The organism is Arthrobacter sp. M4, assembly GCF_020251205.1.
Taxonomy (GTDB): Bacteria; Actinomycetota; Actinomycetes; order Actinomycetales; family Micrococcaceae; genus Arthrobacter.
Map to the genome: position 1 here is coordinate 168,514 of NZ_JAIWYX010000001.1, position 15,103 is coordinate 183,616.

General features: G+C 63.7%; 16 protein-coding genes. 15 read left to right on the forward strand and 1 reads right to left on the reverse strand.

Annotated elements, in window-relative coordinates:
- Nucleotides 1-5: 5 nt before the first annotated feature.
- From LD110_RS00815 to nusB, 5 genes are all read left to right on the forward strand, one after another.
- Nucleotides 6-515, forward strand: coding sequence for a shikimate kinase (locus tag LD110_RS00815; RefSeq protein ID WP_225496392.1), 510 nt, complete (start codon nucleotides 6-8; stop codon nucleotides 513-515).
- Entirely contained in the window at nucleotides 512-1,603 is a 1,092-nt protein-coding gene (gene aroB, locus LD110_RS00820) for a 3-dehydroquinate synthase (protein WP_225495660.1), read from the forward strand. Before LD110_RS00815 ends, aroB begins: the two co-directional genes overlap by 4 nt.
- Entirely contained in the window at nucleotides 1,603-2,121 is a 519-nt protein-coding gene (locus LD110_RS00825) for a tetratricopeptide repeat protein (RefSeq protein ID WP_374200297.1), read from the forward strand. Before aroB ends, LD110_RS00825 begins: the two co-directional genes overlap by 1 nt.
- A 155-nt stretch (nucleotides 2,122-2,276) precedes the next feature.
- Nucleotides 2,277-2,840, forward strand: a complete 564-nt coding sequence (efp, locus tag LD110_RS00830) for an elongation factor P (RefSeq protein WP_225495662.1) — start codon at nucleotides 2,277-2,279, stop codon at nucleotides 2,838-2,840.
- Complete coding sequence (gene nusB / locus LD110_RS00835; RefSeq protein ID WP_225495664.1) at nucleotides 2,840-3,250, forward strand: transcription antitermination factor NusB; 411 nt, start codon at nucleotides 2,840-2,842, stop codon at nucleotides 3,248-3,250. Before efp ends, nusB begins: the two co-directional genes overlap by 1 nt.
- A gap of 31 nt (nucleotides 3,251-3,281) precedes the next feature.
- On the opposite strand, the gene LD110_RS00840 is transcribed toward nusB, so the two are convergent.
- Nucleotides 3,282-4,562, reverse strand: a complete 1,281-nt coding sequence (locus tag LD110_RS00840; RefSeq protein ID WP_374200289.1) for a PrsW family intramembrane metalloprotease — start codon at nucleotides 4,560-4,562, stop codon at nucleotides 3,282-3,284.
- 173 nt (nucleotides 4,563-4,735) lie between these two features.
- Here LD110_RS00840 and pyrR point away from each other — a divergent pair, with 173 nt between their 5' ends.
- The 10 genes from pyrR (at nucleotide 4,736) to rpoZ (ending at nucleotide 15,088) form a co-directional block, all read left to right on the forward strand.
- A complete protein-coding gene (gene pyrR / locus LD110_RS00845) occupies nucleotides 4,736-5,320 on the forward strand; it encodes a bifunctional pyr operon transcriptional regulator/uracil phosphoribosyltransferase PyrR (RefSeq protein ID WP_225495666.1) in 585 nt (194 codons plus the stop codon).
- Nucleotides 5,317-6,333: an aspartate carbamoyltransferase catalytic subunit gene (locus LD110_RS00850; protein ID WP_225495668.1), complete on the forward strand. Its 1,017-nt coding sequence runs from the start codon at nucleotides 5,317-5,319 to the stop codon at nucleotides 6,331-6,333. The genes pyrR and LD110_RS00850 overlap by 4 nt, the downstream gene beginning before the upstream one ends.
- Entirely contained in the window at nucleotides 6,334-7,689 is a 1,356-nt protein-coding gene (locus LD110_RS00855; protein WP_225495670.1) for a dihydroorotase, read from the forward strand.
- Nucleotides 7,689-8,207 (forward strand): hypothetical protein, encoded by a 519-nt coding sequence (locus tag LD110_RS00860; protein ID WP_225495672.1) that lies wholly within the window; start codon nucleotides 7,689-7,691, stop codon nucleotides 8,205-8,207. The genes LD110_RS00855 and LD110_RS00860 overlap by 1 nt, the downstream gene beginning before the upstream one ends.
- A gap of 4 nt (nucleotides 8,208-8,211) precedes the next feature.
- On the forward strand, nucleotides 8,212-9,477 hold the full coding sequence (gene carA, locus LD110_RS00865; RefSeq protein ID WP_225495673.1) for a glutamine-hydrolyzing carbamoyl-phosphate synthase small subunit: 1,266 nt from the start codon (nucleotides 8,212-8,214) through the stop codon (nucleotides 9,475-9,477).
- Nucleotides 9,477-12,797 (forward strand): carbamoyl-phosphate synthase large subunit, encoded by a 3,321-nt coding sequence (gene carB, locus LD110_RS00870; RefSeq protein ID WP_225495674.1) that lies wholly within the window; start codon nucleotides 9,477-9,479, stop codon nucleotides 12,795-12,797. Before carA ends, carB begins: the two co-directional genes overlap by 1 nt.
- On the forward strand, nucleotides 12,790-13,671 hold the full coding sequence (gene pyrF, locus LD110_RS00875; RefSeq protein ID WP_225495676.1) for an orotidine-5'-phosphate decarboxylase: 882 nt from the start codon (nucleotides 12,790-12,792) through the stop codon (nucleotides 13,669-13,671). Before carB ends, pyrF begins: the two co-directional genes overlap by 8 nt.
- A 166-nt stretch (nucleotides 13,672-13,837) precedes the next feature.
- Entirely contained in the window at nucleotides 13,838-14,155 is a 318-nt protein-coding gene (mihF, locus tag LD110_RS00880; protein WP_225495677.1) for an integration host factor, actinobacterial type, read from the forward strand.
- Nucleotides 14,156-14,215: 60 nt separating this feature from the next.
- Entirely contained in the window at nucleotides 14,216-14,788 is a 573-nt protein-coding gene (gene gmk / locus LD110_RS00885; RefSeq protein ID WP_225495679.1) for a guanylate kinase, read from the forward strand.
- Between the two features lie 39 nt (nucleotides 14,789-14,827).
- On the forward strand, nucleotides 14,828-15,088 hold the full coding sequence (gene rpoZ, locus LD110_RS00890; RefSeq protein WP_225495681.1) for a DNA-directed RNA polymerase subunit omega: 261 nt from the start codon (nucleotides 14,828-14,830) through the stop codon (nucleotides 15,086-15,088).
- The last annotated feature ends 15 nt before the right edge of the window (nucleotides 15,089-15,103 follow it).

Genomic DNA, 15,103 nt, shown 5'->3' on the forward strand with positions numbered 1-15,103 from the left:
GACCCATGGCGGTGGGCAAGTCTGCCATCGGGTTGCAGCTGGCTGGCCAGTTGGGTGTGCAGTTCGTGGATACCGATGTCATCATCGTGGAGAACCACGGCAGTATCGCCGACATCTTTGCCGGGCGGGGTGAACGCGCATTCCGGGAGATTGAGGCGCGGACAGTCGCCGGTGCCATCGAAGATGCTGCGGGCACCTCGACGGTGATTTCGCTCGGCGGAGGAGCTGTCCTGGATTCCGGCACCCAGCAACTGCTGGCTTCGTGCACTGTGGTGTACCTCGAATGTGACTCTGCCACCGTGGCGGACCGGATTGCCCGAAACACCGGCAGGCCCCTGCTTGCGGGGGACGCCATGCAGCGCTGGGAGAGCCTGTATGCGACCCGCCGCCCAATCTTCGAGCGGCTCGCAAACATCGTGATCGACGTCCGTCGGGGCACGGTCCCCGAAATCGGCCTCCTCCTGGAGGGAAGGCTGCGTGAATTCGCGGCCGCTAAGCAGGAAGTTGAGAAGTGAGCGACGAAGCAACTGTCATCAAGGTGACCGGCCAGTCTCCGGCTGAGAACTACGACGTCGTAGTGGGCCGGGGGCTGTTGGGTCAACTCCCGGAGCGGCTCGGTGAACGGGTCAAGCGTGTTCTGGTGATCCATCCCCGTGCGCTCAGGCTGACGGGAGATACCGTCCGCGATGAACTTGCGGCCGCCGGCTTCACAGCGGTGACGGCCGAGATCCCGGATGCAGAAGAAGGAAAGCACATACAGGTGGCCGCCTTCTGCTGGCAGGTCCTGGGGCAGAACGACTTTACGCGTTCCGACGCCATAGTCGCCGTGGGCGGCGGAGCCGTCACCGACCTGGCGGGCTTTGTGGCGGCAACATGGCTCCGAGGCGTCCGGGTCATCCACATGCCCACGAGCCTGCTGGGCATGGTGGACGCGGCCGTGGGGGGCAAGACGGGGATCAACACAGCTGAAGGCAAGAACCTCGTGGGTGCATTCCACCCTCCGGCAGCTGTGCTCGCCGACTTGGATACACTCCAGACACTTCCCCGGAACGAGCTCATCTCAGGCATGGCAGAAGTGGTCAAGTGCGGTTTCATCGCCGATCCGATCATCCTTGACTTGGTTGAGAAGGACTTCGACGCAGTTTCCGATTCCGCTTCGCCAGTTGTCCGCGAACTCATCGAGCGGGCCATCGCGGTCAAGGCAAAAGTGGTATCGGAGGACCTCAAGGAATCCGGGCTGCGCGAGATCCTCAACTACGGCCACACCCTTGGACACGCAATCGAGCTGGTGGAACGCTATTCCTGGCGGCACGGAGCCGCGGTGTCTGTGGGAATGATGTTTGCGGCAGAACTCGCCCGCAGTGTGGGCCGTCTCTCCGATTCCGACGCTGACCGGCACCGCTACATTTTGGAAGGGCTTGGGCTTCCGGTCACCTACCGAAAGGACCGCTGGCAGGGTCTGCTTGACGGCATGCGGCGGGACAAGAAGTCACGTGGCGACCTCCTCCGCTTTGTTGTGCTGGATGGAATCGGGAAGCCGGGCATCCTGGATGTGCCGGACACCTCCCTGCTCTTTGCTGCCTACCAGGAGATCGCGTCATGATGACGGCAATGGACAACGGAATCAGTGACTGGCCGACGGCGGGCTTCCCCGGCGTAAAGGTGAACCCTGACACCCTGCTTCCGCAAATCGTCAACGAAGACGTATGCCAGGACGCCTTGGCCGCCTCTTCCGACGACGCGGACAGGGTTATGGTGCTTCTCCTTGAGGGGCAGGTGTCCGAAGCAGCGGAACTCTTGGCCGAGGCTCGCATCAAAGATCCGGAATCGTTCCGGCTGCGTATCTTCGAGGCGGAGATCCACCGGGCCACCCACCGCTTCGACAGGGCCGTGCAACTTTTCCGCCAGCTGCTAAACGAAGTCAGCGGCACCCCCCGCGAGGCTGTTGTCCACCAGTACCTTGGCAGGGCGCAGTACGTCAGCGGCCATGTTTCCGCAGCTGCGGAGTCTTTCGCCAGGGCACTTGACCTGCGTGTTGCGACTGCGGCCGATGCAGCCCTGATCTACTCATCCGCGGTGGCTCTGCAACGCGCCCGGGACGTCCTGGAACTGGCTTCCTGAGCGGCGTTGCATTTGCTGCCGGATCGGGCACATGCGCCCAGCGGGTAGAATAGATCTGGATTTTTGACAAATACAGGCTGGCGGCCGCCTCGGCATGCCTGCGTGGCATAGCAGCTGGCAGCTGTAACCAGTCTCAGAGAAACCAGAGGATACGCGTGGCAACCACTAACGACATCAAGAACGGTACGGTCCTGAAGCTGGATGGCCAGCTCTGGAACGTCATCGAGTTCCAGCACGTCAAGCCGGGAAAGGGCGGCGCCTTCGTCCGCACCAAGATCCGCAACGTGCTCTCGGGCAAGGTTGTCGACAAGACGTTCAACGCCGGCCTCAAGATCGAGACCGCCACGGTTGATCGCCGCGACTACCAGTACCTGTACCAGGACGGAGCGGACTTCGTCTTCATGGACACCCAGGACTACGACCAGGTCCACGTTTCGGGTGAGGTCGTGGGTGACGCAACCAACTTCATGCTGGAGAACCAGCAGGTCAACATCGCGATGCACGACGGTACGCCGCTCTACATCGAACTTCCTCCGAGCGTTGTGCTGGAAATCACCTACACCGAGCCTGGCCTCCAGGGCGACCGCTCGTCCGCAGGCACCAAGCCCGCCACCCTCGAGACCGGCTACGAGATCCAGGTACCGCTGTTCGTGGAACAGGGCACCAAGGTCAAGGTGGACACCCGTGATGGCAGCTACCTGGGCAGGGTCAACGACTAGTGAGTGCCCGCGGCAAGGCCCGCACCAGGGCCCTCGAAGTGCTCTTCGAGGCGGAGCAGCGTTCCGTCTCGGTCTTCGAGGTCCTACAGTCGCGGCGTGAAAAGACTGACCAGATCATCAATCCTTACACGGTGGAAATCGTGGAGGGAGTGCTGGCGAAGCAGTCCACGATTGATGAATTCCTCCAGACCTACGCGCAGGGCTGGACGCTCGAGCGCATGCCTGGGGTGGACCGCATCATCCTCCGGATCGGAACGTGGGAACTGCTCTACAACGACGACATCCCGGATGGCGTGGCGGTGAGCGAAGCCGTTGCCCTCGCCAAGACCCTTTCCACGGATGAGTCTCCGGCGTTCGTCAACGGCCTCCTCGGCCGCCTCCAGCAGTTGAAGCCCTCACTTCTGGCCTAAGCCTGCCACCACTAGGCAACGCCTGCCAGCACTAGGCAACGACGGCGGCCCGCAGCTGAGCCAATACGGCCAGTTGGCGGGCCTCGTCGTTTTGGTGGGCGGCTACGTCCCGGCCGCCGAGGATTCGCTGCCGGGTGCAGGCCAAATCCGTGGCAGTACGAATGAACTCCCTCATCTGCGCGCCACGGCCCCGGCGCCGGGCCCATTCAGTCGCCCACCGCCGCCCTGCACCGGTGGCGAGCATATCCACTTCCATTGGGGTGAACCACCCTGCCCCTGCGTACTCCAGGAGTCGTTGCCTGGTCAATCGGCGCTCAGCGAGCAAAAGGCCCACAATGCCAGCAGCGGCCAAAAGGAAGACCGGAACCTGGACCAGGATGTACTGCGTCAGGAAATCCTCTCCCATGCTGTTCCAGCGGTTATGCAGGATCATGGCCGGAATGAGGCCGACAAAGAAGGCGACAACTGAGCGTGCGGGGTGCCAGCCACGGGCTGCGAGTCCCATGATCAAGCCCGTGGTCCCGGTGAAAATCGCGTGGGCAAATGGCGACATGATGCCGCGAAGGATAAAGATCCTCACAAAGTCCCCGCCGGAGTTTTCTGATTCCGCGATGCCCCTTCCGAAGTACAGAATGTTCTCCGTGAACGCGAATCCGCCAGCGATGGTGAATGCGAACACGATTCCGTCCACTGGCCCGTCGAAGTATTTCCGGGCTGCGAACAGTAGAAGAAGCAGTCCAAGGGACTTTGTCACCTCTTCGACGATGGGCGCTTCAACCGTGGCCATGAAGGCAAGGAACGCTTCCTCGCTGCTTCGTGGGGCAAAGGCTGCAAAAAGTGGCTGAATCAGCAGAGTCCCGGCAATTGAGACCGCGGCCCCCCAGCTGAAGGAGAACCATAAGAGCCGCTTCGGTTCGGGCTCCCAACGGTCGATCACCTTAACAGCGAAGAGCACCGCCGCGAGGGGCGCCAACGAAGCAACAAAGCCAACGGCAAAGCCCGCCACCCCGGTGTTGCTGAGCAGGAAGGGCACGACGATCACGAGGCTGGCAAGCGCCAGCACGCCACCCAGTGCCAGGAGCGGCCAGATGGCTCCGCGCACCTGGATCGGAGCAGGCGTGGCAGGAACCAGCGGAGAAGGCGGACCAGCGGCGTTTCCGGGAGCGGGGCGGAAATTCCCCTCCCGGACGTGCCCCAACCAGCGTGGATTGTGCGCGGGGTTGGATCCCGGGACGCTGGCGTTCCCCATGCCGGGAGGTGGATATCCGCCGGATTGTGGCCAGCCAGGTGAACCCGGCTCATGGTTGCTCATGTCCATGAGCCTAGGGTGGTGGCGGCAAGCAATCCAACGCTGGCGGCATGTGAGGGAGAACGCGTTTCTCCGGCACCCATCGACTCGGGCAGGACATGGGCCGTGTGGTAATTTTGATGAGCAATGTTCCTTTTTAATTCCGTCCCGTGAGGCGGGGAAAGGGGAGACGAGCGATGACTGAAGTCACAGCAGCGAAGATGCCGTCCAGGGTTGTGCTCAACCAGGCGGACATTGACCGTGCGCTCACTCGGATCGCCCATGAGATCCTCGAGGCCAACAAAGGTTCCCAGGACTTGGTGTTGCTCGGCATTCCGCGTCGTGGCTATCCACTGGCCGTTCGGCTCGCCCACAAGATCGCCGCCGCCGATCCAGCCGTCAATGCAAAGGCCATTGTCGGGCAGCTGGACGTCACCATGTTCCGTGACGACCTTTCGCACCAGCCCACGCGCCCCCCGCACCCCACGCAGCTTCCGATCAGCGGCATAGACAACAAGGTTGTTGTGCTGATCGATGACGTGCTGTATTCGGGCCGCACCATCCGGGCCGCGCTGGACGCCCTTGTTGACATCGGCCGCCCGCGCATTGTGCGCCTTGCTGTCCTAGTGGACCGCGGACACCGTGAATTGCCAATCCGCGCCGACCACGTCGGCAAGAACCTCCCGACGTCGTCTTCGGAAAAGGTGCGCGTGCGCCTGGAGGAGACGGATACGGTGGACGGCCAGCCCGTCAATGAAGTTGTGATCGAAGGCGGCCAGTGAAGCATCTCCTCTCAACAGAAAACCTCAGCATCCAGGATGCCATCGGGATCCTGGACACGGCCGAAGAAATGGCCACGGTTGGTGACCGTGAGGTCAAGAAGCTTCCCGCCCTGCGTGGCCGCACCGTGGTAAACCTCTTTTTCGAGGACTCCACGCGGACCCGGATCTCCTTCGAGGCTGCGGCCAAGCGACTCTCTGCCGACGTCATCAATTTCGCGGCCAAGGGTTCGTCGGTGTCAAAGGGCGAGTCCCTTAAGGACACCGCCCAGACCCTTGCGGCGATGGGGGCAGACGCCGTCGTCATCCGGCACTGGGCATCCGGCGCACCGCATCGCCTGGCTGCTACCGACTGGATCGACGCCGCCATTATCAACGCTGGCGACGGAACGCATGAACACCCTACCCAGGCCCTGCTGGACGCGTTCACCATGCGCCGTCATTGGTCCAAGCTCAACGGAACCGCCTCCACCGGCAGTGCCCTCAAGGGCATGCGGGTGGCCATCGCAGGAGATGTGCTTCACTCCAGGGTCGCGCGGTCCAATGTGTGGCTCCTCAGGACGCTTGGCGCCGACGTCACGCTTGTGGCCCCGCCAACCTTGCTGCCGATCGGCGTCGAGAGCTGGCCCTGCAAGGTCAGCTACGACCTCGACTCGACGCTTGAGGCTGGTGTGGACGCAATGATGATGCTCCGTGTCCAAGGGGAGCGGATGAACGCGTCCTTCTTCCCATCAACGCGCGAGTATTCGCGCCGCTGGGGCTTTGACGACACCCGGCTCAAGGCCTTGGACGAACTGGGCCTGAAGGACACCATCATCATGCATCCCGGTCCAATGAACCGGGGACTCGAAATTTCTTCGTCCGCGGCAGATTCGCCCCGTTCCACCGTGCTGGACCAGGTGCGGAACGGCGTTTCCGTCCGTATGGCCGCCCTGTACCTTCTGCTCTCCGGTGATTCCCGCGAAGCAGCCCCGTCACTCAGCTCAGCACCGTCATCAAGCAAGGAGAACAACTAAATGGCCGCAGCAAACGGAAGCTACCTGATCCGGGGCGCGGCGATCCTTGGCGGTGCCGCCCAGGACCTCCTGATCCGTGAGGGCCTGATTGCCGAAGTCGGTTCCGCCGCGTCCGGATCGGCCGGATCCTCGGGTGTGAAAGTCATCGACGCCGAAGGCCTCGTGGCCCTGCCCGGCATGGTGGACGTGCACACCCACCTCCGGGAGCCGGGGCGAGAGGACGCCGAAACGGTGGAAACCGGGACGCGCGCCGCGGCACTGGGCGGCTACACCGCCGTCCACGCCATGGCTAACAGCAACCCGGTGGCGGACACGGCAGGTGTGGTTGAGCAGGTGTACAGCCTTGGACGGGACGCTGGCTGGGTTGACGTTCGACCCGTCGGCGCCGTCACGGTGGGCCTTGCCGGCGAACAGCTCGCCGAACTCGGCGCCATGGCCGATTCCCGTGCCCGTGTCCGGATGTTCTCCGACGACGGCATCTGCGTCCACGACCCAGTCCTGATGCGCCGCGCCCTGGAGTACGTCAAAGCGTTCGACGGCGTTGTGGCCCAGCACGCGCAGGAACCCCGCCTCACCGTCGGCGCCCAGATGAACGAAGGAGCCGTCTCGGCCGTCCTGGGCCTAACCGGCTGGCCCGCAGTGGCGGAAGAGAGCATCATCGCCCGCGATGTACTGCTTACGCAGCACGTCGGCTCTCGGCTCCACGTGTGCCACGTATCCACAGCCGGGTCCGTGGAAATCATCCGCTGGGCCAAGGCACGGGGGATCAACGTCACGGCAGAAGTCACCCCGCACCACCTGTGGCTCACCGACGAACTGGTTCGCAGCTACGACCCCGTCTACAAGGTCAACCCGCCGCTGCGCACGGACGAAGACGTTCAGGCCCTGCGTGCTGGCTTGGCGGACGGCACTATCGACGTTGTTGGCACCGACCATGCGCCGCACCCCAGCGAGCACAAGGAATGCGAATGGGCGCAGGCAGCCATGGGCATGACGGGCCTCGAAACTGCGCTGTCAGTGGTACAGCAGACCATGGTCGAAACCGGACTTATGGACTGGGAAGCCTTTGCCCGGGTCACCTCAACGTCTCCAGCGGCAATCGGACGCTTGGAAGACCAGGGCCGGCCGCTGCGCGCCGGCGAGCCCGCCAACATCGTGCTTGTGGACCCCGCCGCACGCTGGCGCGTGGATCCCTCAGCGATGGCCACCATGGGCCGCAACTCGCCGTTCGCCGGCCGGGAACTTCCCGGAAGGGTGGTAGCCACGTTCTTCAAGGGACACCCCACGGTCCTGGACGGCCAGTTGAACACCCCGTACCAGTACACCGACGGTGCGGGCGCAGGCAGCGGGCACTGATGGACAAAATCCTTCCCGGACTCGCGGTCCTGTCCATCATCCTCGTCATATTCGCTTTGCTGTGGCTCGGCTGGCGTAACCGCCTGAGGCGGCAGGCCGGCGTCGTGCAGTTGCCCGAGGTTCCCCGGCAGCTCAGCCCGGCAGGGATCACCGCCGAGGGACAGTACGTGGCTACGACGACGGCGGGGGACTGGCTTGACCGGATCGCCGTCCATGGCCTCGGACTCCGGAGCAATGCTGAACTGAGCGTCCATGCCGAAGGCGTCCTCTTTGACCGCCAGGGCAAAGGCCCGCTCTTCATCCCCAAGGAAGCCTTGGCCGGTTGCCACCAGGAAAGCGGCATGGCCGGCAAGTTCGTAGAAAAGGACGGCCTGGTGGTCGTCAATTGGTCCCTTGGCAGCCACTCGCTGGACACCGGATTCCGAACCCGGCAGGCCGCCGACAAGAAACCCCTCCTGGAAGCGCTTCAGGAACTGATCTCCGCAGCCCCTCAGGCAGACGCCGATAGTGGAAAGTAACAAAGTGACTACACCTCAGACGACAGCAACGTCCAGCGCAGCAGTGCTGGTGCTCGAAGACGGCCGCGTCTTCCGTGGGCGCAGCTACGGCGCCACGGGTACGGCGCTTGGTGAAGCGGTCTTCGCCACCGGAATGACCGGCTACCAGGAGACCATCACGGACCCTTCCTACGCCCGTCAGCTGGTCGTGCAGACTGCCCCGCACATCGGTAACACCGGCGTCAACAGTGAGGACGCCGAGTCCCGCCGCATCTGGGTAGCCGGCTACATCGTTCGCGACGCCGCCCGCCGCCCCTCGAACTGGCGCTCAGAGCGGTCCCTGGACTCAGAACTCGTCGAACAGGGCATCGTGGGCATTCAGGGAGTGGACACCCGCGCCATCACCCGGCACCTCCGCGAGAACAAGACCATGCGAGCCGGCATCTTCTCGGGCGACGCCGCGGCCGCCCCGGAGAAGGAATTGCTTGCCGCAGTCCGGGCCAGCGCCCCGATGGAAGGTGCCCGCCTGGCCGAGGAGGTCAGCATCGACGAAGCCTACGTCGTGGAGCCTTCCGACCACGGCTGGGAAGGCGAACCGAAGTTCACCATCGCCGCCATCGACCTTGGAATCAAGGCCATGACCCCGGTCCGGTTCGCCGAGCGCGGCGTTCGGGTCCACGTGCTGCCTGCCACTGCCACGCTGGACGATGTGAAAGCGGTCAACCCGGACGGCTTCTTTATGTCCAACGGACCCGGCGACCCGGCCACGGCCGACGCCCAGGTCAAGCTCCTGCGCTCCGTGCTGGACGAGAAACTGCCGTATTTCGGTATTTGCTTCGGTAACCAGATCCTGGGCCGGGCACTCGGGTTCGGCACTTACAAGCTCAAGTACGGACATCGCGGCATCAACCAGCCAGTGATGGACCGCCGTACGGGCAAGGTGGAGATCACTTCACAGAACCACGGCTTCGCCGTGGACGCCCCGATGGACGGCGCCACCGTGGCTCCTGAAGAGCGTTTCGGCCGGGTGGAAGTCAGCCACGTGAGCCTCAATGACGACGTCGTCGAGGGCCTCGCCTGCCTGGACATCCCGGCGTTTTCCGTCCAATACCACCCAGAGGCCGCGGCGGGTCCGCACGACGCCGCGTACCTGTTCGACCGCTTCATTGAGCTGATGGCGGGCACCAGGGACGGCCAGACTGCCAACCTTTCCAAGGAACCAGTGGACGCCAAACACCCGGCAGAGGCATCCCAGAACACTAACGACAACAACACCGAGGACGAGAACTAATGCCCAAACGTACAGACCTTAAAAGCGTCCTGGTCATCGGTTCCGGCCCGATTGTCATCGGCCAGGCAGCCGAGTTCGACTATTCGGGGACGCAGGCCCTTCGCGTCCTCAAGGAGGAGGGCCTCCGTGTCATCCTGGTGAACTCCAACCCGGCCACCATCATGACCGACCCCGAGTTCGCCGACGCTACCTATGTTGAACCCATCACCCCTGAGGTGGTGGAGAAAATCATCGCCAAGGAGCGTCCCGACGCGGTGCTCCCCACGCTGGGCGGCCAGACCGCGCTCAACACCGCGATCGCCCTGGACAAGAACGGTGTCCTGGAGAAGTACAACGTCGAGCTCATCGGCGCCAACATCGCGGCCATCGAACTGGGCGAAGACCGGGAGAAATTCAAGGGTGTGGTGGAACGCTGCGGGGCGGAGTCCGCGCGCAGCCACATCATCCACACCATGGACGAGGCCCTTGCAGCCGCCGGCGAGCTCGGCTACCCGATGGTGGTCCGCCCGTCCTTCACCATGGGTGGCCTGGGTTCCGGGCTGGCCTACAACGAGGAAGACCTGCGGCGGATCGTTGGCCAGGGCCTCCAGTACAGCCCCACCACCGAGGTGCTCCTCGAAGAGAGCATCCTCGGCTGGAAGGAATACGAGCTGGAGATGATGCGGGACAAAAACGACAACGTGGTGGTTGTCTGTTCCATCGAGAACTTCGATCCGGTGGGCGTGCACACGGGCGACTCCATCACAGTGGCTCCCGCCCTGACCCTTACCGACCGCGAGTACCAGAAGCTTCGCGACGTAGCCATTGCCGTGATCCGCGAAGTTGGCGTCGACACGGGTGGCTGCAACATCCAGTTCGCCGTCGACCCGAAGACGGGACGCGTCGTCGTCATCGAAATGAACCCCCGCGTGTCCCGCTCCTCGGCGCTGGCCTCCAAGGCAACCGGCTTCGCCATCGCCAAGATCGCCACGAAGCTGTCGCTTGGCTACACGCTGGACGAAATCCCCAACGACATCACGCAGAAGACCCCGGCTTCCTTCGAGCCCACACTCGACTACGTGGTGGTCAAGGTGCCGCGCTTCGCATTCGAGAAGTTCCCGGCAGCCGACCCGACGCTGACCACCACCATGAAGTCCGTGGGCGAAGCGATGGCGATGGGCCGCAACTTCACCGAGGCGCTGCAGAAGGCCCTCCGTTCGCTTGAGCAGAAGGGCTCGCAGCTCGACTTCAGCCCGGTCCCTGAATGGGAAGTGCCGGAGCTGGTAGAGAAGGCCAAGCGGCCGACGACGGACCGCCTGCACCAGGTGCAGCGTGCCCTGTTGGGCGGGGCCAGCGTCGAGGAACTGTACGCGGCAACGGGCATCGACCCGTGGTTCCTGGACCAGCTGCAGTTGCTCAACGAGACGGCACATGAAATCCGGAAGGCCGGGGCCCTGACTCCGGACATGCTCCGCAATGCAAAGCGCCACGGTTTCTCCGATGAACAGATCGGTGCCCTCACGCACAACCCCGAGGCTGTTGTCCGCGGTGTCCGCCAGGCGCTGGGGATCCGGCCCGTCTACAAGACTGTGGACACCTGCGCGGCAGAATTCGCGGCCTACACGCCGTACCACTACTCGGCCTACGACGAGGAGGACGAGGTTGGCCTGCACGCCAAGCCGTCCATCATCATTCTCGGCTCCGGCCCCAACCGTATCGGCCAGGGCATCGAGTTCGACTACTCGTGCGTGCACGCTTCCATGGCGCTGCGGAAGGCCGGGTACGAGACCGTTATGGTCAACTGCAACCCGGAAACCGTCTCCACGGACTATGACGTCTCCACTCGCCTCTACTTCGAACCGCTGACCCTGGAGGATGTCCTCGAAGTCATCGCGGCGGAGGAACGCACGGGCGGCGTGATGGGCGTATTCGTTCAGCTCGGGGGCCAGACGCCGCTCAAATTGGCCCAGCAGTTGGCTGATGCGGGAGTGCCGATCCTGGGTACGTCCCCCGAGGCGATCGACCTCGCTGAACACCGCGGCGCTTTCGCCCGTGTCCTGGACGAGGCCGGACTGACCTCCCCGAAGAACGGCACCGCTGTTTCGTTTGAGGATGCCAAGAAGATCGCCGACGAGATCGGCTACCCGGTCCTGGTTCGTCCGTCCTACGTTTTGGGCGGGCGGGGTATGGAAATCGTCTACGACGAGGCCAACCTGTCGCGGTACATCGCCAACGCCACGGAAATCACTCCGGACCACCCGGTGCTGATCGACCGTTTCCTGGAAGACGCCGTCGAAATTGACGTCGACGCCCTTTACGACGGCACGGATCTGTACCTCGGCGGCATTATGGAGCACATCGAGGAAGCCGGCGTACACTCCGGCGACTCCGCCTGCGTCCTGCCCCCGATCACCTTGGGCGCCAACGTCATTGAGCGGGTCCGCACTGCCACGCGTGCCATCGCCGAAGGCGTCGGTGTGCGCGGCCTCATCAACATCCAGTTCGCGCTGGCTTCCGATGTCCTGTACGTCCTCGAGGCAAACCCGCGGGCGTCCCGTACGGTGCCATTCGTCTCCAAGGCCACCGGCGTGCAGATGGCCAAGGCTGCTGCCCTGATCGGCACGGGCGTTACGATCAACCAGCTGCGCAGCGCCTACAAGATGTTGCCGGAGACGGGCGACGGTTCCACCTTGCCGCTGGATGCTCCCGTGGCGGTCAAAGAGGCTGTGCTGCCGTTCAGCCGTTTCCGCACACTGGAGGGCAAGGTTGTCGACTCCCTGCTCGGCCCCGAGATGCGCTCCACCGGCGAGGTTATGGGGATCGACAAGCACTTCGACACGGCGTTCGCCAAGAGCCAGGCCGGGGCCAACAATGCCTTGCCCACCGAGGGCAAGATCTTCGTTTCCGTGGCCAACCGGGACAAGCGAAGCGTGATCATGGGCGTCAAGCGGCTTTCCGACCTCGGCTTCGAGATTGTCTCCACCGGCGGTACCGCCGACGTGCTGCGCCGCAACGGCATTCAGGCAACGCCCGTCCGCAAGGTGGCTGAGGGCACCAGCGCGGAAGGGGAGGGCACCATTGCCGACCTCGTCGTCGCCGGCGAAATCGATATGGTGTTCAACACCCCGTCAGGCGGCGAGGCGCGCGGCGACGGTTATGAGCTGCGTGCAGCGGCGACGTCCATTGGCATCCCCTGCATCACCACGGTTGCGGAATTCAACGCCGCAGTCCAGGCAATTGAAGCCCTTCGGACCTACCAGTGGTCCGTGACCAGCCTGCAGGAACATGCCGCAGCCCTGCTGGCCGCCACTAACTCCGCGAAGGAAGCGGCCAATGCCTGAGGCGGAATCTTCCGAAACCGCCTTCTCCGTTGCAGCCGGTCGGGAATCGTTCGGTTCCCGACTGGCCTCGGCCATGGCCTCGCGGGGCCCGCTGTGCGTCGGGATCGACCCGCACCCCGGCCTCCTTGCCGCTTGGGAACTGAACGACGACGCCGCGGGTCTGGAGCGTTTCTCGCTCACGGTGGTGGAGGCCGTGGCTTCCCTCGCTGCCGCCGTGAAGCCGCAGGTGGCGCTGTACGAGCGGCATGGCTCGGCCGGTATGGCCGTCCTTGAGCGGACACTTGCTGCGGCAGCGGAGGCAGGAGTCCTGACCATCGCCGATGCGAAGCGAGGCGACATTGGCTCAACCATGGCCGCCTATGCGGATGCATGGCTGCGCGATGGCTCGTCCCTCGCAGCTGATTCGGTGACGCTTAGCCCCTACCTCGGCTTCGAGTCGCTTCGGCCCGCCCTTGACCTTGCCGCAGCCCACGGCAGGGGCGTGTTCGTGCTGGCCCTGACCTCCAACCCGGAAGGCAAGTCCGTACAGCACGTTGGCGGCAGTGACTCCGTGGCGGGCAGGATCATTGCCGCCGCCAGGGAGGAGAACCGACGATACGACGGGGCTATGGGGTCGGTCGGCTTGGTAGTCGGTGCCACCATTGGATCGGCCCTGGATGATTTGGGGCTGGACCTTGAGGCGGTGCGCGGACCAATTCTGGCGCCGGGGCTAGGTGCACAAGGCGCCACTCCGGCCGACCTCCGCCGCACCTTTGGTTCGGCCTACCCGCTTGTCCTGGGTACTTCAAGCCGGGGCATCCTGGCAGCCGGACCACAGATCGCAGGACTGCGCCGCGCCACCGAGGAAACACTTGGGGAGCTTCTGGGGGGCTGAAACACTTCTTCGCAAACAGGCCGTGCGGCGAGTTGCCCGCTTGCACGGCCTGTTCCTTACCCCAGCCGCGCATTGCACACTGCATTGCTTTGGCGTCAACCTGCGGGTAGTTTCGGGAGCAATCGGATTGGGGCCGGCCCGCAGGCCGGCGTGAGGGGGTGCACGCGTGAGCCTTAGAGCCTTGACACAACAGGAACGTTCCGACGCCTTGCTGAAAGCGGCACAAGCACGTGCCGTTCGTGCCGAGGCAAAGGCCAGGATCAAGAGCGGCGAAGCCAGCATTGCCGAGATCATCAAGGCCGGAGCAGAAGATTCGGCGATTGCCCGACTGAGGATTGTTGATCTCCTGGAAGCGCTTCCGGGAGTGGGACCAGTACGGGCTGCCGCCATCATGAAGGAAATTGGCATCGCCGCGTCCCGCAGGGTGCGTGGGCTGGGAGTCCACCAGGCACGGGCGCTGATAGATTTTGTAGACGACAAGTAAGGAATTACCGTTGCAGCCGCATGTGTTCAGTCTGCGGCGCGCACCTCACCGAAGGAATACGTGAGCAAGAATCCGGGACTGACAGTCCTTGCTGGCCCCACTGCGGTGGGCAAGGGAACTGTATCCACTTATATCCGCGACAACTACCCCGAAGTCTGGCTCTCAGTGTCAGCCACAACCCGCCCGCCGCGGCCCGGTGAAACCGAGGGCGTCCACTACTATTTCAAGTCACCGGAGGAGTTCGACAGGCTGATCGAGCAAGGGGAATTGCTCGAATGGGCCGTGGTTCACGGACACAACCGTTACGGCACGCTTCGAAGCACTGTTGATGCTGCCATAGCCGAGGGACGTTCTGTGCTGCTGGAGATCGACCTGCAAGGTGCGCGCCAAGTCAAGGCTGCAGTTCCGGATGCCCGGTTCGTGTTCCTGGCGCCGCCCAGCTGGGAGGAAATGGTGCGCCGGCTGGTGGGCAGGGGCACCGAAACCCCGGACGAACAGCAGCGCAGGCTGGAAACCGCTAAACTGGAACTTGCCGCTGAACCGGAGTTCGACTTCACCGTCATCAATGATGACGTGCGACGGGCAGCGGACGAACTGGTTTCACTCATGGGGCTCACCCCTCACCGGAGCTAACCGCCCGGACTTGTCGGCCCGCTAGAATTTGGAGATTTCGTGTCCACGAACCTTGAAGGCATCATCAACCCGCCGATCGACTCGCTGCTTGAGGCTGCCGACTCGAAGTACGGACTGGTGATCTTCGGCGCCAAGCGTGCCCGCCAGATCAACGCATACTACGCGCAGTTGCACGAGGGACTCTTTGAGTACGTTGGCCCGCTGGTCGACACCAAGCTGAACGAAAAGTCCCTCTCCATCGCCCTGCGCGAGATCAACGAGGGTCTGCTCGTCTCCAAGCCGATGGAAGCCGCCGAGTAGGCAAACGGCCTTCAG

Coding starts and splice junctions, on each gene's coding strand:
- pyrR (WP_225495666.1), top strand. CDS start 4,736: ATGACTGAAGTCACAGCAGCGAAGATGCCGTCCAGGGTTGTGCTCAAC.
- carB (WP_225495674.1), top strand. CDS start 9,477: ATGCCCAAACGTACAGACCTTAAAAGCGTCCTGGTCATCGGTTCCGGC.
- pyrF (WP_225495676.1), top strand. CDS start 12,790: ATGCCTGAGGCGGAATCTTCCGAAACCGCCTTCTCCGTTGCAGCCGGT.
- LD110_RS00860 (WP_225495672.1), top strand. CDS start 7,689: ATGGACAAAATCCTTCCCGGACTCGCGGTCCTGTCCATCATCCTCGTC.
- LD110_RS00855 (WP_225495670.1), top strand. CDS start 6,334: ATGGCCGCAGCAAACGGAAGCTACCTGATCCGGGGCGCGGCGATCCTT.
- LD110_RS00815 (WP_225496392.1), top strand. CDS start 6: ATGGCGGTGGGCAAGTCTGCCATCGGGTTGCAGCTGGCTGGCCAGTTG.
- LD110_RS00825 (WP_374200297.1), top strand. CDS start 1,603: ATGACGGCAATGGACAACGGAATCAGTGACTGGCCGACGGCGGGCTTC.
- LD110_RS00840 (WP_374200289.1), bottom strand. CDS start 4,562: ATGAGCAACCATGAGCCGGGTTCACCTGGCTGGCCACAATCCGGCGGA.